The 20,939-nt window shown below is 67.6% G+C and carries 21 protein-coding genes; 12 read left to right on the plus strand and 9 right to left on the minus strand.

The features are described 5' to 3' along the window. Positions 1 to 21 precede the first annotated feature (21 nt). Complete coding sequence (gene secA, locus ADBZ9K_RS14175) at positions 22 to 2,808, plus strand: preprotein translocase subunit SecA (protein WP_526621508.1); 2,787 nt, start codon at positions 22 to 24, stop codon at positions 2,806 to 2,808. Positions 2,809 to 2,914: 106 nt separating this feature from the next. Here secA and ADBZ9K_RS14180 read toward each other — a convergent pair whose 3' ends face one another. Further along, entirely contained in the window at positions 2,915 to 3,376 is a 462-nt protein-coding gene (locus ADBZ9K_RS14180; protein ID WP_526621510.1) for an Rv3235 family protein, read from the minus strand. 175 nt (positions 3,377 to 3,551) lie between these two features. Between ADBZ9K_RS14180 and ADBZ9K_RS14185 the strand changes: the two genes are divergently transcribed. The 5 genes from ADBZ9K_RS14185 to ADBZ9K_RS14205 all read left to right on the plus strand — a co-directional run bounded on the left by ADBZ9K_RS14185 (position 3,552) and on the right by ADBZ9K_RS14205 (position 8,920). Then, a complete protein-coding gene (locus tag ADBZ9K_RS14185; protein WP_526621512.1) occupies positions 3,552 to 4,961 on the plus strand; it encodes a WS/DGAT/MGAT family O-acyltransferase in 1,410 nt (469 codons plus the stop codon). 15 nt (positions 4,962 to 4,976) lie between these two features. Then, positions 4,977 to 5,843 carry a polyphosphate kinase 2 gene (gene ppk2 / locus ADBZ9K_RS14190; RefSeq protein ID WP_526621514.1) on the plus strand — a complete coding sequence of 289 codons (867 nt, stop codon included), beginning with the start codon at positions 4,977 to 4,979 and terminating at the stop codon, positions 5,841 to 5,843. Positions 5,844 to 5,852: 9 nt separating this feature from the next. Further along, positions 5,853 to 6,371 carry a DUF6912 family protein gene (locus ADBZ9K_RS14195; protein WP_526621516.1) on the plus strand — a complete coding sequence of 173 codons (519 nt, stop codon included), beginning with the start codon at positions 5,853 to 5,855 and terminating at the stop codon, positions 6,369 to 6,371. Positions 6,372 to 6,437: 66 nt separating this feature from the next. Beyond that, positions 6,438 to 7,586, plus strand: a complete 1,149-nt coding sequence (locus ADBZ9K_RS14200) for a ferredoxin reductase (protein ID WP_526621518.1) — start codon at positions 6,438 to 6,440, stop codon at positions 7,584 to 7,586. Between the two features lie 68 nt (positions 7,587 to 7,654). Then, positions 7,655 to 8,920, plus strand: a complete 1,266-nt coding sequence (locus tag ADBZ9K_RS14205; protein WP_526621520.1) for a fatty acid desaturase family protein — start codon at positions 7,655 to 7,657, stop codon at positions 8,918 to 8,920. A gap of 65 nt (positions 8,921 to 8,985) precedes the next feature. On the opposite strand, the gene ADBZ9K_RS14210 is transcribed toward ADBZ9K_RS14205, so the two are convergent. Genes ADBZ9K_RS14210 through aroA form a run of 3 tightly spaced genes read right to left on the minus strand, consistent with a single transcriptional unit; the run spans position 8,986 to position 12,159 of the window. Further along, positions 8,986 to 9,843, minus strand: coding sequence for an aldo/keto reductase (locus ADBZ9K_RS14210; protein WP_526621522.1), 858 nt, complete (start codon positions 9,841 to 9,843; stop codon positions 8,986 to 8,988). Between the two features lie 40 nt (positions 9,844 to 9,883). Then, positions 9,884 to 10,873: a ribosome small subunit-dependent GTPase A gene (rsgA, locus tag ADBZ9K_RS14215; protein WP_526621524.1), complete on the minus strand. Its 990-nt coding sequence runs from the start codon at positions 10,871 to 10,873 to the stop codon at positions 9,884 to 9,886. After that, positions 10,870 to 12,159, minus strand: coding sequence for a 3-phosphoshikimate 1-carboxyvinyltransferase (gene aroA, locus ADBZ9K_RS14220; protein ID WP_526621526.1), 1,290 nt, complete (start codon positions 12,157 to 12,159; stop codon positions 10,870 to 10,872). Before aroA ends, rsgA begins: the two co-directional genes overlap by 4 nt. Positions 12,160 to 12,234: 75 nt before the next feature. On the opposite strand from aroA, the gene ADBZ9K_RS14225 reads away from it, so the two are divergent. Continuing rightward, on the plus strand, positions 12,235 to 12,996 hold the full coding sequence (locus ADBZ9K_RS14225; RefSeq protein WP_526621528.1) for an SOS response-associated peptidase: 762 nt from the start codon (positions 12,235 to 12,237) through the stop codon (positions 12,994 to 12,996). A gap of 53 nt (positions 12,997 to 13,049) precedes the next feature. Next, on the plus strand, positions 13,050 to 14,588 hold the full coding sequence (locus ADBZ9K_RS14230) for an aldehyde dehydrogenase family protein (RefSeq protein WP_526621530.1): 1,539 nt from the start codon (positions 13,050 to 13,052) through the stop codon (positions 14,586 to 14,588). 52 nt (positions 14,589 to 14,640) lie between these two features. Here the strand turns inward: ADBZ9K_RS14230 and ADBZ9K_RS14235 are convergent, their stop codons facing one another. Both ADBZ9K_RS14235 and ADBZ9K_RS14240 read right to left on the minus strand, forming a co-directional pair. Then, entirely contained in the window at positions 14,641 to 15,489 is an 849-nt protein-coding gene (locus ADBZ9K_RS14235; RefSeq protein WP_526621532.1) for an SDR family oxidoreductase, read from the minus strand. A gap of 5 nt (positions 15,490 to 15,494) precedes the next feature. Continuing rightward, on the minus strand, positions 15,495 to 15,986 hold the full coding sequence (locus tag ADBZ9K_RS14240; RefSeq protein ID WP_526621534.1) for an aminoacyl-tRNA deacylase: 492 nt from the start codon (positions 15,984 to 15,986) through the stop codon (positions 15,495 to 15,497). Positions 15,987 to 16,253: 267 nt separating this feature from the next. On the opposite strand from ADBZ9K_RS14240, the gene ADBZ9K_RS14245 reads away from it, so the two are divergent. Both ADBZ9K_RS14245 and rsrA read left to right on the plus strand, forming a co-directional pair. After that, entirely contained in the window at positions 16,254 to 16,910 is a 657-nt protein-coding gene (locus tag ADBZ9K_RS14245; RefSeq protein WP_526622643.1) for a sigma-70 family RNA polymerase sigma factor, read from the plus strand. After that, a complete protein-coding gene (rsrA, locus tag ADBZ9K_RS14250; protein WP_526621535.1) occupies positions 16,907 to 17,224 on the plus strand; it encodes a mycothiol system anti-sigma-R factor in 318 nt (105 codons plus the stop codon). Before ADBZ9K_RS14245 ends, rsrA begins: the two co-directional genes overlap by 4 nt. Positions 17,225 to 17,282: 58 nt before the next feature. Here the strand turns inward: rsrA and ADBZ9K_RS14255 are convergent, their stop codons facing one another. Continuing rightward, on the minus strand, positions 17,283 to 17,357 hold the full coding sequence (locus ADBZ9K_RS14255) for a 50S ribosomal protein bL37 (protein WP_085976515.1): 75 nt from the start codon (positions 17,355 to 17,357) through the stop codon (positions 17,283 to 17,285). A 127-nt stretch (positions 17,358 to 17,484) separates the two neighbouring features. Between ADBZ9K_RS14255 and ADBZ9K_RS14260 the strand changes: the two genes are divergently transcribed. Beyond that, on the plus strand, positions 17,485 to 17,700 hold the full coding sequence (locus ADBZ9K_RS14260; RefSeq protein ID WP_163807290.1) for a biotin/lipoyl-binding carrier protein: 216 nt from the start codon (positions 17,485 to 17,487) through the stop codon (positions 17,698 to 17,700). 4 nt (positions 17,701 to 17,704) lie between these two features. Continuing rightward, positions 17,705 to 19,201 carry a two-component system sensor histidine kinase PdtaS gene (pdtaS, locus tag ADBZ9K_RS14265; RefSeq protein ID WP_526621537.1) on the plus strand — a complete coding sequence of 499 codons (1,497 nt, stop codon included), beginning with the start codon at positions 17,705 to 17,707 and terminating at the stop codon, positions 19,199 to 19,201. A gap of 89 nt (positions 19,202 to 19,290) precedes the next feature. On the opposite strand, the gene ADBZ9K_RS14270 is transcribed toward pdtaS, so the two are convergent. Next, on the minus strand, positions 19,291 to 19,545 hold the full coding sequence (locus ADBZ9K_RS14270) for a WhiB family transcriptional regulator (protein ID WP_149381046.1): 255 nt from the start codon (positions 19,543 to 19,545) through the stop codon (positions 19,291 to 19,293). 234 nt (positions 19,546 to 19,779) lie between these two features. Then, entirely contained in the window at positions 19,780 to 20,910 is a 1,131-nt protein-coding gene (locus tag ADBZ9K_RS14275) for a diacylglycerol/lipid kinase family protein (protein ID WP_526621539.1), read from the minus strand. Positions 20,911 to 20,939: the final 29 nt, after the last annotated feature.

Genomic DNA, 20,939 nt, shown 5'->3' on the forward strand with positions numbered 1-20,939 from the left:
CAATCCACAGGGGAACACACTGTGCTGTCGAAGTTACTGCGCCTTGGTGAAGGTCGCATGGTCAAGCGCCTCAAGGGGGTGGCTGACTATGTCAACACCTTGTCCGACGACGTAGAGAAGCTCACCGACGCCGAGCTGCGGGCCAAGACCGACGAGTTCAAGAAGCGCGTCGCGGACGGCGAAAGCCTTGATGACCTGCTGCCTGAGGCTTTCGCCGTCGCTCGCGAGGCGGCCTGGCGGGTGCTGTCCCAGCGTCACTTCGATGTTCAGGTGATGGGCGGGGCGGCCCTGCACTTCGGCAACGTCGCCGAGATGAAGACCGGTGAGGGCAAGACCCTGACCTGTGTGCTGCCCGCCTATCTGAACGCGCTGGCCGGCACCGGTGTGCACGTCGTCACCGTCAACGACTACCTGGCCAAACGCGACAGCGAGTGGATGGGCCGGGTGCACCGCTTCCTGGGCCTCGAGGTGGGCGTCATCCTGTCCGGGCTCACCCCCGACGAGCGGCGCGTCGCCTACGCCGCCGACATCACCTACGGCACCAACAACGAATTTGGCTTCGACTACCTGCGCGACAACATGGCCCACTCCGTCGAGGAGATGGTGCAGCGCGGCCACAACTACGCCATTGTCGACGAGGTCGACTCGATCCTGATCGACGAGGCTCGCACCCCGCTGATCATCTCCGGCCCGGCCGACGGCGCCTCGCACTGGTACTCCGAATTCGCCCGGCTGGCTCCGCTGATGGTCAAGGACACCCACTACGAGGTGGACATCAAGAAGCGCACCGTGGGTGTGCATGAGATCGGCGTCGAATTCGTCGAAGACCAACTCGGCATCGACAACCTCTACGAAGCCGCCAACTCGCCGCTGGTCAGCTACCTCAACAACGCGCTGAAGGCCAAGGAGCTGTTCGAGCGCGACAAGGAGTACATCGTCCGCAACGGCGAAGTCCTCATCGTCGACGAGTTCACTGGCCGCGTGCTGCTGGGCCGCCGCTACAACGAGGGCATGCACCAGGCCATCGAGGCCAAAGAGGGTGTCGAGATCAAGGCCGAGAACCAGACGCTGGCCACGATCACCCTGCAGAACTACTTCCGGCTCTACGACAAGCTCGCCGGCATGACCGGCACCGCCGAGACCGAGGCCGCCGAGCTGCACGAGATCTACAAGCTGGGTGTGGTGCCGATCCCGACCAACCGCGAGATGGTCCGCAAGGACCAGACCGACCTCATCTACAAGACCGAGGAAGCCAAGTACATCGCCGTCGTCGACGACGTGTCCGAGCGCTACGAGAAGGGCCAGCCGGTCCTGATCGGCACCACCAGCGTGGAGCGCTCGGAGTACCTGTCGCGCCAGTTCCAGAAGCGGCGCATTCCGCACAACGTGCTCAACGCCAAGTATCACGAGCAGGAAGCCGGCATCATCGCCGAGGCCGGGCGGCGCGGGGCGATCACCGTCGCCACCAACATGGCCGGCCGCGGTACCGACATCGTGCTCGGCGGCAACGTCGACTTCCTGTTGGATCAGCGTCTGCGTCAGCGCGGTCTGGACCCGGTGGAGACCCCCGACGAGTATGAGGCGGCCTGGCACGAGGAGCTGCCGAAGGTCAAGGCCGAAGCCGCCGAGGAGGCCGAGGACGTGATCGCCGTCGGCGGTCTTTACGTGCTGGGCACCGAGCGGCACGAGTCGCGCCGTATCGACAACCAGCTGCGCGGCCGCTCCGGCCGGCAGGGTGACCCGGGCGAGTCGCGCTTCTATCTGTCGCTGGGCGATGAACTCATGCGGCGGTTCAACGGCGCGACGCTGGAGTCGCTGCTGACCCGGCTGAACCTGCCCGACGATGTGCCGATCGAGGCCAAGATGGTGACCCGCGCGATCAAGAGCGCGCAGACCCAGGTCGAGCAGCAGAACTTCGAGATCCGCAAGAACGTCCTCAAGTACGACGAGGTGATGAACCAGCAGCGCAAGGTCATCTACGCCGAGCGCCGCCGGATCCTCGAGGGCGAGAACCTGCAGGAGCAGGCTCACGACATGCTCGTCGACGTCATCACCGCCTACGTCAACGGCGCCACCGCGGAGGGCTACGCCGAGGACTGGGATCTGGAGCAGCTGTGGACCGCGCTCAAGCAGCTCTACCCGGTGGGCATCGACCATCACGACCTGCTCGACTCCGACGCCGTCGGCGAGCCCGGTGAGCTGACCCGCGAAGAGCTGCTGGACGCACTGGTCGCCGATGCCGAGAAGGCTTACGCCACACGGGAAGCCGAGATCGAGGCGCTGGCCGGCGTGGCTGCGATGCGCCAGCTCGAGCGCAACGTCCTGCTCAACGTCATCGACCGCAAGTGGCGTGAGCACCTCTACGAGATGGACTACCTCAAGGAAGGCATCGGCCTGCGGGCCATGGCGCAGCGCGATCCGCTGGTCGAGTACCAGCGCGAGGGTTACGACATGTTCGTCGGCATGCTCGAGGGCCTCAAGGAGGAGTCGGTCGGCTTCCTGTTCAACGTCCAGGTCGAGGCGGCGCCGCAAGCGCCGACGGTGGCTCCGGTCGCGACCCCGCAGGGCCTGGCCGACCTGGGCGCCGAGCAGACCCCCGAACCTGCGCCGGCGACCTTGCGTGCCAAGGGCATCGACGAGGAGGACTCGCGGCAGCTGACCTACAGCGGCCCGGCCGAGGACGGTTCGGCCGAAGTCAAGCGCAACGGCGGCGGCAAGCATTCGGCCCCCAGTGGCGCCACCCGCAAGGAACGCCGCGAGGCCGCCCGCCGCCAGGCCAAAGAGGGCAAGACCCTGCGCCGCGGTTAGGCGACGATGCGGCGCAGCGGAGCGAGCCGCTGAGGAGCCTGACAATCTGGCCCGGTTAGGCGACGATGCGGCGCAGCGGAGCGAGCCGCTAGTGAGGACGCACCTCTCAGCCGATGTGCAGTGCCACCACCTGCCAGCGCAGCCCGGTCGGCGTGGCCACTTGCTCGACCCGGCAGGCCATGGCGTGCACCCGCTCGCCGCGGGTATAGGTGGCGGCCACTTCGGCAGCGGTGCCGTCGGTCCCGATCGGCTGCACCCGTAGTCTGCGCAGCCGCGCCGTCCCGTGCCCGTCGTGCTGGGAGACCGCGGGTAACAGGGAGTCCACCAACCCGCCGGCCAACAGCGGGCGCAACTGCGCCAGCGGCCGACGGCGGTCGATGACCTCGAGCACGCGCCGCAGCGCCGCGTCGGCGAACCCGCCCGCCGCGCGCTGCGGTGGCGGTTCGGCGGGCAGTGGCGCGGGCCGTCGCGGTGATCCGGCGGCCCGGGGGCGCAGGAGGTGGGCCCGGTCGGGCGCGGTGCGCAGCATGGGCGGCTCGTAGTCGACGACGGGGACGACGCAGGACATGGGCATTCTCCGGTGATTGGTCGGCAAGAGACCGGCTGCCGGAGAGGAGCGAGCCGATGGCGACATGATGGCACAATCGCGCCCGCGGCGTGTGCACCCGCGATGCGGTACCCGGGGTCCGGCAGTTACCGTGTCGAGAGGGGGCGGGTGAGACGACGAGGGGAATTTCGCGACGATGGTGACTCGGTTGTCAGCATCGGATGCGTCGTTCTATCACCTGGAGAACACCTCGACACCGATGTACGTCGGCTCCCTGTCGATTCTCCGCAAACCCCGAGCCGGCCTGAGCTACGACACCCTGCTGGAGACCGTCGAACGCCGGCTGCCCCAGATTAGGCGTTACCGCCAGAAGGTTCGGGAGGTCACCCTCGGGCTGGCCCGGCCGGTATGGGTCGACGATCCCGATTTCGACATCACCTATCACGTGCGGCGTTCGGCTCTTCCGTCGCCGGGCAGCGACGCGCAGCTGCACGAGCTCATCGCCCGGCTCGGGTCGCGTCCGCTGGACCGCTCCCGACCGCTGTGGGAGATGTACCTCATCGAGGGCCTGGCCAGGAACCGGCTCGCGATCTACACCAAGTCTCATCAGGCGCTGGTCAACGGGATGACGGCGCTGGAGATCGGCCATGTGATCGCCGACCGTACCCAGAAGCCACCGGCATTCGGCGAGGACATCTGGATCCCGGGCCGGGAGCCCACCAATGGCCAGCTGCTGCTCGGCGCGGTGGGCGAATGGCTGGCCCGGCCGGGCATGCAGGTGCAGGCGGTCCGCTCCACGATCGGCGAGGTCGTCACCAACAGCGGCGAACTGGCCGAACTCGCTCGGCGGGTCACCGAGGTCGCGCGCACGGTGGCCCGCGGCACGGCACCCGACAGCCCGCTGAACACCAAGGTGTCGCGCAACCGCCGTTTCACCGTGGCCACCCGGCCGCTGGCCGACTATCGGCGGGTGCGGTCGCGCTACGACTGCGACATCAACGATGTCGTGCTGGCAGTGATCGCCGGGGCGCTGCGCAACTGGCTGCTGTCGCGCGGTGAGCCGGTCACCACCAGCCTGACCGTGCGGGCGATGGCGCCGACGTCGGTGTACCCCGAGGCGGACCTGGATTCCACCGGTCCGGGCCAGGCCATCAGCGAGGTGGCGCCGTTCCTGGTCGACCTGCCGGTGGGGGAGGGTAACGCGGTGGTGCGGTTGTCCCAGATCGCCCATGCCACCGAGTCACACTCGGCGGCGGCCAGTTTGGTGGACGCCCGCACGATCGTGACGTTGTCCGGGTTCGCGCCGCCGACGCTGCATGCGATGGGCACCCGGGTGGCCACCCAGTTCTCCGCGCGGCAGTTCAACCTGTTGATCACCAACGTGCCTGGGCCGCAGTCGCAGATGTATGTGGCCGGGACCAAGCTGCTGGAGACCTATGCCGTTCCGCCATTGCTGCACAACCAGGTGCTGGCCATCGGGGTGACGTCGTATTGCGGCACGTTGTATTTCGGGATCAACGCCGACCGTGACGCGATGAGCGATGTCGACGTGCTGCCGTCGCTGCTGGCCGAATCTCTCGAGGAACTGCTCGAAGCCGCGCAGTAGAAGTACTATTCGGCGATGAGTAAGGCCAGTTCCAACGGTGACGCGCCGGCTGATGCCGCGACCAAGATCAACAGAAAAATTCCCAAAGATATCTACGACGCCGAATTATTCCGGCTGCAAACCGAATTGGTGAAGCTGCAGGAGTGGGTTAAGGCCACTGGGGCGCGCGTTGTGGTGATCTTCGAGGGGCGCGATGCCGCCGGCAAGGGCGGGACGATCAAGCGCATCACCGAATACCTCAGCCCCCGGGTTGCGCGGATCGCCGCGCTGCCGGCGCCCACCGAGCGGGAACGGGGCCAGTGGTACTACCAGCGTTACATCGAGCACCTGCCGGCCCGCGGGGAGATCGTGCTGTTCGACCGGTCTTGGTACAACCGTGCCGGTGTCGAGCTGGTGATGGGGTTCTGCACGCCGCAGGAGCACACCCGGTTCCTGCGCCAGACGCCCATCTTCGAGCAGATGCTCATCGACGACGGAATCATCCTGCGTAAGTACTGGTTCTCGGTGTCCGACGAGGAACAGCTGCGCCGGTTCAAGTCCCGGCGCAACGACCCGCTGCGGCGCTGGAAGCTCTCGCCGATGGACCTGGAGTCGGTGTACCGCTGGGAGGAGTACTCGCGGGCCAAGGACCAGATGATGGTGCACACCGATACCCCGGCCAGCCCCTGGTTCGTGGTGGAGTCCGACAGCAAGAAGCACGCGCGGCTGAACATGATCGCGCACCTGTTGGCCAGCATCGACTACGACGAGGTCGAGCACCCGAAGGTCGAGCTGCCCAAGCGGCCGCTGCTGGGCAACTATCACCGGCCGCCGCGGGAGCTGTCGACCTACGTCGGCGACTACGTCTCGACCCTGCTCGGGGATCCTGAGAACGGCGGCTAATCTGCGTGGGTGCGGGTATACATCCCGGCCACGTTGGCCATGCTGCAACAGCTGGTCGCCGACGGGTCGCTCCAGCCGCGCAGCGGCACGGCGTTCGCGGTGACGCCGACGCTGCGCGAGTCCTATGCCGAGGGCGACGACGAGGAGTTGGCGGAGGTGGCGATCGGCGAGGCGGCGCTGGCGTCGTTGCGATTGCTGGCCGCCGAGGTCGGTGCGGAGCCCGGCCCGGTCGGTCTGCCGTTGCGTCGCGCGGTACTGGTGGCCGATGCCCCCGACGGCGCGGTGACGCTGCGGCCCGACCTCGATGACGCGGTGGTGCGGCTCGACGGTCGCGTGCAGCTGGATCAGGTGCTCGCCGCCTACGTCGACAACGCGGCCGCCGAGCCGGCGGTGGCGGCGGCGATCGCCGTCGTCGACGAGGCCGATCTGGGTGACGAAGACGCCGAGTTCGTCGTCGGCGACGCCCAGGACCATGCGCTGGCCTGGTATGCCACTCAAGAGCTGCCGTTCCTGCTCGATCTGCTCTGAGAGTCTCGATACGGAACCGTAAGTTACGGTACCGTAGGTTAGACATCCGCAGGAAGCAGGCCATAAATGGCGAAGAACACCGTCAAAATCAGCGCGAGAGTGATCGACACTGTGCGGCCCACCGTCGCCGGCGCGGGTAAGAACCCTGCCGTCGACGCGGCGCGTGCCCTGTTCGGCCGGATCACCACCCCGCTGTTGCCCGATGACTATCTGAAGCTGGCCAACCCGCTGTGGTCGGCCCGCGAGTTGCGCGGCCGGGTGGTCGACGTCCGCCGCGAAACCGAAGACTCGGCCACGCTGGTGATCAAGCCGGGGTGGGGGTTCACCTTCGACTACCAGCCCGGCCAGTACGTCGGCATCGGTCTGCTCGTCGACGGGCGTTGGCGTTGGCGCTCGTACTCGTTGACCTCGAGCCCGCATTCCGACGGCTCCGGACGCTCGCGCACCATCACCATCACCGTCAAGGCGATGCCCGAGGGCTTCCTGTCCACCCACCTGGTAGGCGGTGTGAAGCCGGGCACGGTGGTCCGGCTGGCCGCACCGCAGGGCAACTTCGTGATGCCCGACCCCGCCCCGGCTTCGGTGCTGTTCCTGACCGGGGGCTCCGGCATCACCCCGGTGATGTCGATGCTGCGGACGCTGGCGCGTCGCGGTCAGCTCGGCGATGTCGTCCATATCCATTCGGCCCCGACCGAGTCCGATGTCATGTTCGCCGCCGAGCTCGAACAACTCGCCCGCGACCACGACGGCTATCGGCTGACCGTGCGCACCACCCGGACGCAGGGCCGGCTGGATCTGCAGCACCTGGACGACGCGGTGCCCGACTGGCGGCAGCGCCAGACCTGGGCCTGTGGCCCGGAGGGGATGCTGGACGAGGCCGACAAGGTGTGGCGGGCCGCCGACATCGGCGACCGGCTCCATCTCGAGCGTTTCGCGGCCTCCCGGGCGGCTGCGCATGGGCAGGGCGGCACGGTGACCTTCGGGCGCAGCGGCAAGACCCTCACGGTCGATGCTGCGACGTCGCTGATGGAGGCCGGCGAGCAGGCCGGCGTGTCGATGCCGTTCGGCTGCCGGATGGGTATCTGCCAGTCCTGTGTCGTCAGCCTGGTCGACGGTCATGTCCGTGATCTGCGTAGCGGTGTCGAGCACGAGCCGGGAACCCGGATTCAGACGTGCGTATCGGCCGCGTCCGGCGATTGCGTGGTCGACGTATGAGGTTTACTGGCTAGTAACCTACGGGTACGTAGGTTACGGTAGCGTAGGTAGAAGAAGGGAGGCGCACTATGGCTATTACGGACATCGATGCATTTACGCATCTGACTGACGCCGACATCGAAAGCCTGGCCGTCGAGCTCGACACCATCCGCCAGGACATCGAGGATTCGCTCGGCGATCGCGACGCCCGATACATCCGCCGCACCATCGCCGCGCAGCGCGCGCTCGAGGTAGCCGGCCGGTTGATGCTCACGGCCAGCTCCAAACGTTCGGCGTGGTGGGCCGGCACCGTGACGTTGGGTGTCGCCAAGATCATCGAGAACATGGAGATCGGCCACAACGTCATGCACGGCCAGTGGGACTGGATGAACGATCCCGAGATTCACTCCTCATCGTGGGAGTGGGACATGAGCGGGGCGTCCAAGCACTGGCGGTTCACCCACAATTTCATGCACCACAAGTACACCAACATCCTGGGCATGGACGACGACATCGGCTACGGCGTCATCCGAGTCACCCGCGATCAGCGGTGGAGGCCGTTCAACCTCTACGGCAACCTGCTGTTCAATACCCTGTTGGCCGTCGGCTTCGAGTGGGGTGTCGGCCTGCAGCACCTGGAACTGGGCAAGATCTTCAAGGGCCGCGACGACCGCCAGGCCACCCTGGTGCGGGTGCGCGAGTTCGGCGTGAAGGCCGGCAGCCAGGTGCTCAAGGACTATGTCGCCTATCCGGCGGTCACATCCCTGTCACCGGGCGCGACGTTCAAGTCGACTCTGACGGCTAACGCGGTGGCCAACGTGATTCGCAACATCTGGTCGAACGCGGTGATCTTCTGCGGTCATTTCCCTGACGGCGCAGACAAATTCACCAAGACCGACATGGTCGGCGAGAGCAAGGGCCAGTGGTACCTGCGTCAGATGCTGGGCAGCGCCAATATCGACGGCGGTCGGGCCATGGACTTCATGACCGGCAACCTGTCCTACCAGATCGAGCACCATCTCTATCCGGACCTGCCGAGTAATCGGCTCTCGGAAATCTCGGTGCGGGTGCGCGCGCTGTGCGACAAGTACGACTTGCCGTACACCAGCGGACCTTTCCTGGTGCAGTACGCCAAGACCTGGCGGACCATCGCCAAGCTGTCGCTTCCGGACAAGTACCTGCGCGATACCGCCGACGACGCGCCGGAGACCCGCAGCGAGCGGATGTTCGCCGAGCTGGAGACGGGGTACGCCGGAGTCGACCCGCGTACCGGCCGCAAGCGCGGCCTGAAGACGGCGATCGCCACCGTACGGCAGTGGCGCCGCGAGAAGCGCGCGGTCAAGGCCGCCGCCTAGCCGATCCGAATGTGCTTGTAGGGCGGGAAGAGTGATCAACCCGCCCTACAGGCATGTTCAGGGCTTTACTTCGGGATGTAGTCGAACGTATCGGGATTCGGGCCGGTGCGGCCCGCTTCGCCCTTGTCGAGCTCGGTGAGCGCGTCGATCGCGTCGTCGCTGAGTTCGAAGTCGAAGATCTCGATGTTCTCCTTGATGCGTTCCGGCGTCACCGATTTCGGGAACACGACGTCGCCGCGCTCGATGTGCCAGCGCAACACCACCTGCGCCGGGCTCTTGCCGACCTTCTGCGCGATCTGCGTCACGACCGGGTCGCCGAGCACCGCGCCCTGCGCGATCGGCGACCACGCCTCGGTCACGATGGTGTGATCGATGCCGTAGGCCCGGAGTTCGTCGTTGGCGAAGTACGGGTGGACCTCGATCTGATTGACCGCCGGCACCGTCTCGGTGTCGCGGGCCAGTTCCTCGAGGTGGTGGATCTGGAAATTCGACACCCCGATGCTGCGGGCGCGGCCGTCCTTCTTGAATTCCTCCAGTGTCTTCCAGGTCGACACGAAGTCGCCGTCGTAGAGCGTCGGCAGTGGCCAGTGGATCAGGAACAGATCGACGTAGTCGAAACCGAGGGCCGCGAGGGTCGCATCGAATGCCCGCCGGGCGTCGTCGGGCTTGTGAAAGCCGTTGTTGAGCTTGCTGGTGACAAACACCTCGCCGTGGTCGATGCCGGAGTCGCGGATGCCTTGGCCGACACCCTTCTCGTTCTGGTACATCTCGGCGGTGTCGATGTGGCGGTAACCGATCTCCAGCGCGGTACGCACCGCCGCTGCGGTCTCGTCGGGCGGGATCTGGAAGACGCCGAATCCGAGCTGGGGGATTCGATTACCGTCGTTCAGGATGACGTTGGGAACCTCGGAATGTGCGGTCATGTCAGCGGCGTGCCCTCTCGGTTTGGGTTACAAACAATTATCAATACGCTGCGGTTTCTGACAACGCGCCCAGCAGTCGCCGGGCCGCGGCCACCCGCCGCGCCGGCGCCCCGGTCAACGAGTCCAGCGCGCATTCCGGGTCGGCGGGCGGACCCAGGTGGCCGCAGCCGCGGGGGCAGTCGGCGATGGCGTCGGCAAGGTCGGAAAACGCGCGCAGCACGTCGTCGGGCTCGATGTGGGCCAGCCCGAATGACCTGATACCCGGGGTATCAATCACCCACCCGCCGCCGGGCAGCGGCAGCGCCACCGACTGAGTCGAGGTGTGTTTGCCCTTGCCGACACCGGACACCTCGCCGGTCGCCCGAAAAGCTTCCGGCACAAGCCGATTCACCAGAGTCGACTTACCGACACCGGAATGCCCGAGCAGCACCGTGACGTGTCCGGTGAGCAGGTGCTGCGCGGCGTCCAGCGGGTCGTTACGCCCGGCGGTGATGATCGTGAGGTCGAGCTCGGCGAACTGCTCGGCGAACGGTTCGGCCGGGGCCAGGTCCGTTTTGGTCAGGCACAGGATCGGTCGGATCCCGCCGGCGTAGGCCGCGATCAGCGCCCGATCCACCAGCCCGGTACGCGGCGGCGGGTCGGCCAGGGCGATCACGATCAGCAGCTGATCGGCGTTGGCGACCACCACCCGCTCGGTGGGATCGGTGTCATCGGCGGTGCGCCGCAACAAGGTTCGCCGCTCGCCGCGGCGCACGATGCGGGCCAGCGTGTCCGGGCGCCCGGACAGGTCGCCGACGACGTCGACGCGGTCACCGACGACGATCGGGGTCCTGCCCAGTTCCCGGGCGCGCATCGCCGTGACGTGGCGGTGCGGATCGCCGTCGAGTACACAGCCCCACCGGCCACGGTCGACGGTCACCACCATCGCCGACTCGGCGTCGGCGTGCTCGGGGCGGGTTTTGGTGCGCGGGCGCGAACCACGGCCCGACCTGATCTTGACGTCGGACTCGTCGTACTCGCGTCGGCTCAATCGCGCTCCAGCATCTCGGTCCACAGCTGCGAGAACTCGGGCAGCGTCTTGGCGGTGGTCGCGATGTCCTCGACGGCCACCCCGGGAACCCGCAGGCCGACGATCGCCCCCGCCATCGCCATCCGGTGGTCGGCGTAGGACCGCCACGTGCCGGCGTGCAGCGGTTGAGCGGTGATGACCAGCCCGTCCTCGGTCTCGGCGCAGTCCCCGCCGAGGGTGGTGATCTCGGTGCGCAGCGCCGCTAGCCGATCGGTCTCGTGACCGCGCAGATGCGCGATGCCGGTCAGCCGTGACACCGAGCCGGGGCGAGCCAGCGCGGCGAGCGCGGCCACCGAAGGGGCCAGCTCACCCACGTCGTGCAGGTCGACCTGGAAACCCGGGTAGCCGTCGGCGGGCCCGCGCACTTCTACCTGCGAATCCGCATGGTGCACAGTGGCTCCCACCAGCTCGAGGATGCCGAGCACGGTGTCGACGGGTTGCACGCTGGACGCCGGCCAGCCGGCCATCCGCACCGCTCCGCCGGTCACCAGCGCCGCCGCCAGGAACGGGACCGCGTTCGACAGGTCGGGCTCGACGATCCAGTGCCGGGCCCCGATCGGCCCCGGCTCCACCCGCCACTGATTGGGCGCCGTGTCGTCGACGTCCACACCGGCCTCACGCAGCATCGTCACCGTCATCGCGATGTGCGGGGCCGAGGGCACCGAGGTGCCGGTGTGCACGACGGTCAGGCCCTCGGTAAACGCCGCGCCGGACAGCAGCAGGCCGGAGACGAACTGGGAGGAGGCCGACGCGTCGATGCGCACGGTGCCGCCTGCGACCGCGCCGCGGCCGCGGACCGAGAACGGGAGCACGCTGCCGGCGATAACGACGCCCAGGCCGCGCAGCGCGTCCAGCAGCGGAGCGATCGGGCGCGCCCGGGCCTGCTCGTCGCCGTCGAACTCGACCACGGCGGTGCCCAGTGCGGCGACCGGTGGCATGAACCGCAGCACCGTGCCGGCCAGCCCACAGTCGATGCGGGCCCCCGTCGCCGGGGCCAGCGTTCCGCTGACCGCCAGCTCGGCACCGGCGCCGGCGACGTCGATGCCCAGCGTGCGCACCGCACCGATCATCAGGTCGGTGTCGCGGCTGCGCAGCGCACCGCTGATCGTCGAGCGGCCGTTGCCCTGGGCGGCAGCCACCGCCGTGAGCACCAGGGTGCGGTTGGTCTGTGATTTCGAGCCGGGCACCGTCAGGGTCGCATCAACGGCCGTCGCTGCCACGGGGGCCGCCCACAGATCGGTGCTCACGGCTCTACATCCTGCCCTGTCGGCGCCGCGGGCCTCGGCAGAGGCCGCTATTGAGTACTGCGCCACCATGGAGTCATGTGCGGACGATTCGCGGTTACCACCGACCCGGCGCTGCTGGCGGAGAAGATCCACGCCATCGATGAGATGACGGCGGAGGCGGCCAACCGGGCACCCAACTACAACGTCGCCCCGACCTCGACCATCGCCACCGTCGTCAGCCGCCACGACGACCCGGACGACACGCCCACCCGCCGGATGCGGGCGATGCGCTGGGGGCTGGTGCCGCCGTGGGTGAAGGCGACGCCCGAGGGCAACCCGGAGACCAAGGGCCCGATGCTGATCAACGCGCGCGCCGAGAAGATCACCACCTCGCCGGCGTTCCGGGCCTCGGCCAAGAGCAAACGCTGCCTGGTGCCGATGGACGGCTACTACGAGTGGAAGCCCAATCCCGACACCCCGGCCGGCAAGAAGGCCAGGAAAACCCCCTACTACCTGCACCGCGCCGACGGGGAGCCGCTGTTCATGGCTGGGCTGTGGTCGGCCTGGCGGCCCGAGAAGGACGCCAGCCCGCTGCTGACGTGCACGATCATCACCACCGACGCCGTCGGCGACCTCGCGCAGATCCATGACCGGATGCCGCTGGTCGTCGCCGAGCGGGACTGGGACCGGTGGCTGAACCCCGACGAGCCCGCCGCGGCCGACCTGCTCGCCACCCCGCCGGACATCACCGGCATCGAGATGCGCGAAATATCCACCCTGGTCAACAGCGTCCGCAACAACGGTCCGGAACTCATCGAACCCGTCGATCCACACAACCAACCGGTTGGCCTGTTCTAGCGGGGTGATGGCCGTTACGCTCACAGACACATCGAGCACCGAGAGGAGCGGCCATGACCGCGGTCGAGCCCAAGGCTGATCAGGCCACCATCACCGTCCGCAATCCCGCCGACGGCCGGATCGCCGGAACCGTGCCGGTCGACAACGCGGAGACCGTAGCCGCCAAGGCCCGCGAACTGCGGCTGTTCCAGACCGAGTGGGAGGCGATCGGCCCACGCGGGCGCAAGCGCTGGATGCTGGCGTGGCAGGACTGGGTCCTCGACAACGCCACGCGCCTGACCGACGTGCTGATGTCGGAGACCGGCAAGTCACGCGGCGACGCCAGCCTCGAGCCGGTGGCTCTGGCGGATTCCATCAAGTACTGGGCGGGCAACGCCGAGGAGTTCCTCGCCGACCGCCACCCCAAGCCGCACAGCCTGCTGTTCAAGGTCAAGAAGCTGACCACGGTGTACCGGCCCCACCCGCTGGTGGGAATCATCGAGCCGTGGAACTTCCCACTGGCCATGCTGGCTCTGGACGTGGTGCCGGCCCTGGCGGCTGGTGCGGCGGTGCTGTTGAAACCCTCTGAGGTGACACCACTTTCGGCGGTCGAGTTCGTCCGCGGCTGGACCGAGGTCGGCGCCCCGCCGATCCTGGGCCTGGCCACCGGTTACGGGGAGACCGGCGCGGCGGTGATCGAGAACTCCGACTACGTGCACTTCACCGGGTCGACGGCCACCGGTCGTAAGGTCGCCGTGGCATGCGCCCAGCAGCTCAAGCCGTTCAGTCTGGAACTCGGCGGCAAGGACCCGGCGATCGTGCTGGCCGACGCCGACATCGATCGCGCGGCCAACGGCATCGCCTGGGGCGGCATGTTCAACTCCGGTCAGGTCTGCATCTCGGTCGAGCGGGTCTACGTCGAAGCGCCGGTGTACGACGAGTTCGTCGCCAAGCTGACCGCCAACGTCCGCTCCATCAAACAGGGCCAGGAGAGCGAGGGCTCCACGTACGACACCGGCGCGATGGCCACCGCCGCGCAGCGCGACATCGTCGAGCGGCACGTACAGGAGGCCGTCGCCGACGGCGCCCGGGTGCTGACCGGTGGCAAGCCGACCGGCGTCGGCACCTTCTTCCAGCCCACCGTGCTCGCCGACGTCACCCCGACCATGTCGTGCATCGCCGAGGAGACCTTCGGCCCGACGCTGCCGGTGGTCAAGGTCGCCGACGAGGAGGAGGCCATCCGGCTGGCCAACGACTCCCAGTACGGGCTGTCGGCCAGTGTGTGGACCGGAGACGTCGAGCGCGGCGAGCGGGTCGCCCGCCGGCTCGAGTGCGGCGCGGTCAACGTCAACGACGCACTGACCAACGTGTTCTGCCCGTCACTGCCCATGGGCGGCTGGAAGGAATCCGGCATCGGCTACCGCTCCGGTGGCGCCAGCGGGCTGATCAAGTTCTGCCGCCAGCAGGCCATCACCGCGCCCCGGATCCCCACGCAGAAGTCCGAGTTGATGTGGTACTCGTCGTCGAAGGCACAGGGGCGGCTGGCCATCGCGGCGATGCGGGCCATGGCGGGTAAGGGCCTGCGCCGCTTCGGGCTGCGCCCGAAAAATTAGGCACAGTGGGCTGCGCCCGAAAAATTAGGCACAGTGGGCTGCGCCCGAAAAATTAGGGGTTGATGTAGCCGGGCGGGTTGGGGGTGTCGACCCACAGGTCGACCCCCAGCTCGGACCCCGGCACGCAGTCGTAGACCGACAGGTCGGTGACACCGGACTCCAGCAGCACGTCCTCGCACAGCAGCGTGTGCCCGGTGTAGTCGCGGGCGGGTTTGCTCAGTACCGCGTAGGCGGCATCGGCGTAGACCTCGGGCTTGCGTGAACGCGCCATCGCCACGTCGCCGCCCAGCAGGTTCTGCACCGCCGCGGTGGCGACCATGGTGCGCGGCCACAACGTGTTCGACGCGATGCCTGCATCGCGAAGCTCCTCGGCAATGCCCAAGGCGCACAACGTCATTCCGAACTTCGCCATCATGTAGGGGGTCGGTTTGAGCCATTGCGGCTCCAGCCGGATGGGTGGTGACAGCGTCAGGATGTGTGGATTCTCCCGGCCCTTCATATGGGGGATGGCCGCCTGCGACACCGCGTAGGTTCCGCGCACCTGGATGCCGTTCATCAGGTCGAAGCGCTTGAGCGGCACCTCCTCGATGGAGCCGAGGTTGATCGCCGAGGCGTTGTTGACGCAGATGTCGATGCCGCCGAACTGTTCGACGGCCTGGGCCACCGCCGCCGCCACCGAATCGCCGTCGCGGACGTCGCCGACGATCGGCAGGGCCTGCCCGCCGACCTCTTCGATCTCCTTGGCGGCGGTGTAGATGGTGCCCGGCAGCTTGGGGTGCGGCTCGGTGGTCTTGGCCACCAGCGCGATGTTGGCGCCGTCGGCGGCGACCCGCTTGGCGATGGCCAGGCCGATGCCTCGGCTGGCCCCCGAAATGAACATGGTCTTGCCTGCGAACGACATGGATCTCACCCTAGAACGCGGATGTCCGCTGTCACAGCGTGGGTGAGCGCAACGAGATTCTGCGGTGCCAGCGCCACATCCCAGCCCCGCTTGCCTGCGCTACAGGCGACCCGCTCGAAGGTCAGCGCGGAACTGTCGATGACCGTCGGCAGCCGCTTGCGCTGGCCTAGCGGCGAGATGCCGCCCAGCACGTAGCCGGTGGCCCGCTCGGCCGCCGCCTGGTCGGCCATTGTCGCCTTCGGCAATCCCAGCGCCGCCGCGGCCGCCTTGAGCGACAGCTTGGACGGCACCGGCAGGACCGCCACCGCCAGCGTCGATCCCGCGGCGATGATCAGCGTCTTGAAAATCTGGTCGGGAACTAGGCCGTCGCCCGCCAGCGCGGCCACCGCCTCCGCGCCGAACGAGTCCGCCCGCGGGTCGTGGTGGTAGCGCAGCACCTCGTGCGGTACGTCGGCGGCCAGCAGCGCGGCGATTGCCGGGGTGGCGGCACGATTCACGGGGCCCAGCGTAAAGCGTCGGAGCCGCGCCTTGTCGCCGGGGAAATAGCCTGGTGAGAAATCCTGTTGTGGTCAGTGGTCGCACCTATGCAGAGCTGCGGCCGAAAAGATATTTGGTCACAGCCTTAGGATTGGGAGGAGAGAAGTCCGGTGTCTGCTGCGCTTTGCCTGATGGTCGACGAGCAGCTTCCCGCATTTCTCGTTCGACCGATACCGCTGCCGGAGCTCGTCGAGGGCGCCGCGGCAGAAGGGACTGTGTCACCCACGATGACCGACATAGACGGCACCGACGGTTCGGCTGCGGCCCAGACCGCGGCGCGCGAGGAGTCCGACGCGGAGTTGACCGCGCGCTTCGAACGTGACGCGATTCCGCTGCTGGACCAGCTCTACGGCGGCGCGCTCCGCATGACGCGCAATCCGGCCGACGCCGAAGACCTGCTGCAGGAAACCATGGTCAAGGCCTATGCCGGCTTCCGGTCATTCCGCGAGGGAACCAACCTCAAGGCCTGGCTGTACCGGATTCTGACCAACACCTACATCAACAGTTATCGCAAGAAGCAGCGCCAGCCGGCGGAGTACCCGACCGATGAAATCACCGATTGGCAGCTGGCGGCCAATGCCGAGCACACCTCGACCGGGCTGCGCTCGGCCGAGGTGGAGGCCCTCGAACTGCTGCCCGACACCGAAATCAAAGAGGCCCTTCAGGCGCTGCCGGAAGAGTTTCGGATGGCGGTGTACTACGCCGACGTCGAAGGCTTCCCGTACAAGGAGATCGCCGAGATCATGGATACCCCGATCGGGACGGTGATGTCCCGACTCCACCGAGGCAGGCGCCAGCTGCGCAGCCTGCTGGCTGACGTCGCCAAGGAACGCGGGTTCACCCGGCGAACCGGAGCGGACGAGCCGGAGGAGGTGTCGTCATGACCGACAACGCGCCGGTATCCGGCGGCGAGGGGGAGTGGCGCCCGCCGATCGGACCCATCGATCCCGAGCATCCCGAGTGCGCGGCGGTGATCGCCGAGGTATGGACGCTGCTCGACGGTGAGTGCACCGCCGAGACCCGCGACCGGCTGCGGCACCACCTCCAGGAGTGCCCGACCTGCCTGCGCCACTACGGCGTGGAGGAGCGCATCAAGAGCCTGGTGGCCAAGAAGTGCAGCGGGGAGAAGGCACCCAGACACCTGGTTGAGCGGGTGCGCCTGGAGATCAGCCGCACCACGATCATCCGGCGCGGATAGCGGCTCCAAACAAAAGTGCCCGGCAGATGCCGGGCACTTTGTTTTGTCAGCGTTGCTGTCAGCTGTTGGGCCGCTTGCCGTGGTTGGCCTTGCTGTGCTTGCGATCACGCTTCTTACGGCCACGCTTGGCCATGATGTACCTCCGTATGGTTGACGCTTGCATACAGTGTCTCACGGCCCCATCGAACCGCTGACCACCCGGTGTTGTGGTTCGATAGAGCCGCACGAGGAGTTGGGCAGCACCAAGAGTGAGGGTGAAGATGGCCGAGGATGTGCGCGCTGAGATCGTGGCCAGTGTGCTCGAGGTTGTGGTCAGCAAGGGAGACCAGATCGGCGCAGGCGACACCCTGGTGCTTCTCGAGTCGATGAAGATGGAGATCCCGGTGCTGGCCGAGGTGGCGGGCACCGTGACCGAGGTCAGCGTGTCGGTGGGCGACGTCATTCAGGCCGGCGACCTCATTGCCGTGATCGACTAGCTTCGTGTCCACCCTCGGTGACCTGCTCGCCGAGCACACGGTGCTCCCCGGGGGCGCCGTGGATCACCTTCATGCGGTGGTCGGCGAGTGGCAGCTGCTGGCGGACCTTTCGTTCGCCGACTATCTGATGTGGGTGCGCCGCGACGACGGCGCACTGGTGTGCGTGGCCCAGTGCCGACCCAACACCGCCCCGACGGTCCTGCTCAAGGACGCGGTCGGCACCGTCGTCGCCCACCCTGAGCTGCCGCTGGTGACCGCCGCGTTCACCTCCGGCGCGATCGGCCGCGGCGATGCCGATACCGCGCTGCGCGAACCCGGCCTCAACGTCGAAGCCGTCCCCGTCCGCTACAACAACCAGGTCGTGGCCGTCCTGACCCACCAGACGGCGCTGGCCGAGCGGCGCACCTCCTCTCCGCTGGAGAAGGCCTACCTGGACTGTGCGGGAAATCTGCTGCACATGTTGTCCGAAGGCACCTTCCCCAACGTCGGCGACCTCGCGCTGTCGCGGTCGAGCCCACGCGTGGGGGACGGCTTCATCCGCCTCAACGTCGACGGCGTGGTGGCCTACGCCAGCCCGAATGCACTGTCGGCCTACCACCGGATGGGGCTGAGCGCGGAGCTGGAAGGCCACAACCTGGTCGCGATCACCCGCCCGCTGATCTCCGACCCGTTCGAGGCGCACGAACTCGCCGAGCACGTCCGCGACTCACTGGCCGGCGGGTCGAGCATGCGCCTCGAGGTCGACGCCGGCGGAGCCGCGGTGCTGCTACGCACCCTCCCGCTGGTCGTTCACGGCGCCGCAGCGGGTGCAGCGGTGCTCATCCGGGACGTCACCGAGGTCAAGCGGCGTGACCGCGCTCTGCTGTCCAAGGACGCGACGATCCGCGAGATCCATCACCGGGTGAAGAACAACCTGCAGACCGTGGCCGCCCTGCTGCGGCTGCAGTCCCGCCGCACCAGCAACGAGGAGGCCCGCGAGGCGCTGATGGAGTCGGTGCGTCGGGTGGCCTCGATCGCGCAGGTGCACGAGGCGTTGTCGATGTCGGTGGACGAGGAGGTCAACCTCGACGAGGTGATCGACCGGATCCTGCCGATCATGAACGATGTAGCCAGGGTGGACACCCCCATCCGGATCAATCGGGACGGCGCGCTGGGTGTGCTCGATGCGGACCGGGCGACCGCGTTGGTCATGGTGGTCACCGAGCTGGTCCAGAACGCCATCGAGCATGCCTTCGAGCCGTCGGCCAAACAGGGTTGCGTGACGATCCGGGCCGAGCGCTCGGCGCGGTGGCTCGATGTGGTTGTGCACGACGACGGGCGCGGGCTTCCCGACGGGTTCAGCCTGGAGAAGTCCGACCGGCTGGGTCTGCAGATCGTGCGGACGCTGGTCACCGCCGAACTCGACGGCTCCCTGGGAATGCATGACGTTCCCGGCGGCGGAACCGATGTGGTGTTACGCGTGCCGCTCGGGCGGCGCGCAAGCGCGCGGGTGCCGCAATAGCAAATGTGACGGGAATGACACTCAAGAACAAAGATCGCGGCCCCGGACATTTGCCGGGCCGCGATCTTTAGGGGTGTTGCGAAACTCGACTAGACGCTGGTGCGGGCGCGGGTGCGAGCATTGCGACGCTTGAGCGCGCGGCGCTCATCCTCGCTCATGCCGCCCCAGACGCCGGCGTCCTGGCCGGAATCCAAAGCCCAGGTCAGACACTCAGTCGTGACCGGACAGCGGTTACAGACGAGCTTCGCATCAGCGATCTGGGCGAGTGCCGGGCCGCTGTTCCCCACGGGGAAGAACAGTTCCGGATCCTCGTCACGGCAGACCGCCTTATGGCGCCAATCCATTTGTCGCTACTCCTTACTATGTGCGCGGCGAAACGCACTCGTTTTACCTTCGGCTGTTAACTCGTGCACACAAATGTTTCTGTGCTGTTGCATCCGATCGTTGCACAGCCTCAACGGATGTCAATAGGACTCAGTTAACACGTGTGCAATGTCACTACGGGGGTGGGTTACCAATCCCTCTACCCGTTTGTACTACACTCAACCCACCTGCGCCCTCAATCGGCGGCGCCAGCGCTATCGGCGCTGGTCAGCGGGGGTGTCCACGGGCGGAGCGACGACGCTGACCGCCGCTGGGACCGAGCGGAACGTCATTTCGGCACGCAACCCGAGAAAATCCCCGTCGATCTGGCTGGCGACCGGTTCGGACGCCGTTATCCGCACCCACGGCACGTCGTCCTCGCGGATGAGGTGGCTGGCTTTGATGTCGGCCTTCTTCGAGAGCATCCGGCGCACCAGCATCAGGTTCTTCCAGACGTTCATGCTGGTCGTGGCGAAAACGCCGAGGCCGGTCTCGAAAGCCGTGTCCGGGTTGGTCCACACCGGCCTGGTGTTGGCATAGGTCCACGGGCTGGAGTTGGAGATGAAGGCGAAGTAGACGCCGGGCACCGGCTCTCGGCCGGGCAGCTGCAGCGTCAGCCGGGGTTCCCTTCGCACGCTGGCCAGCACTTCACGCACCGCCACCCGGATGTAGCGGCCGGCCGTCACCGTGCGTCCCTTGGCGCGCTGGGCCTCGACGGCAGCCACCACGTCGCCGTCCACGCCCATGCCCGCGGTGAACACCGCCCAGCGTTCGCCGCAGTCCATCAGCCCGATCCGGCGCCACGGGGCACCGTTGCGATGGGCGCTGAGCAGGTCGATCAGCTGATTGGTGGCCTCGATGGGGTCGGCGCTGATGCCCAAGGCGCGGGCGAAGACATTGGCCGATCCGCCGGGCACGACGGCGACAGCGGGCAGCGGAACAACGTGCGGCTCCTGCCCGCCGGTGCCACTTCCCGGGTCGCTGCGCTCCTGCCCGCCGGTGCCATTTCCCGGGTCGCTGCGCTCCTGCCCGCCGGTGCCATTTCCCGGGTCGCTGCGCTCCTGCCCTCCGGTGCCATTTCCCGGGTCGCTGCGCTCCTGCCCGCCGGTGCCGGGCGTGCCCAGCAGCCCGTTGACCACCTCGTTCACCGTGCCATCGCCGCCGTGGACGATCAGCACGTCGATACCGTCGCGCCGGGCCGCCGCGGCGATCTCGATCGCATGGCCGCGGTGGTCGGTGTGCACCACGGTCAGCTCAACGCGGCTCTCCAGCGCGTGCGCGAGCAGGTCGCGCCCGGCGGCGGTGGTGGACGTGGCGTTCGGGTTCACGATGAGGACGGCGCGCACGAGCAGTGAGCCTAATCCGGCGCGGTGCG

It is taken from the genome of Mycobacterium sp., from assembly GCF_965229265.1.
Taxonomy (GTDB): Bacteria; Actinomycetota; Actinomycetes; order Mycobacteriales; family Mycobacteriaceae; genus Mycobacterium.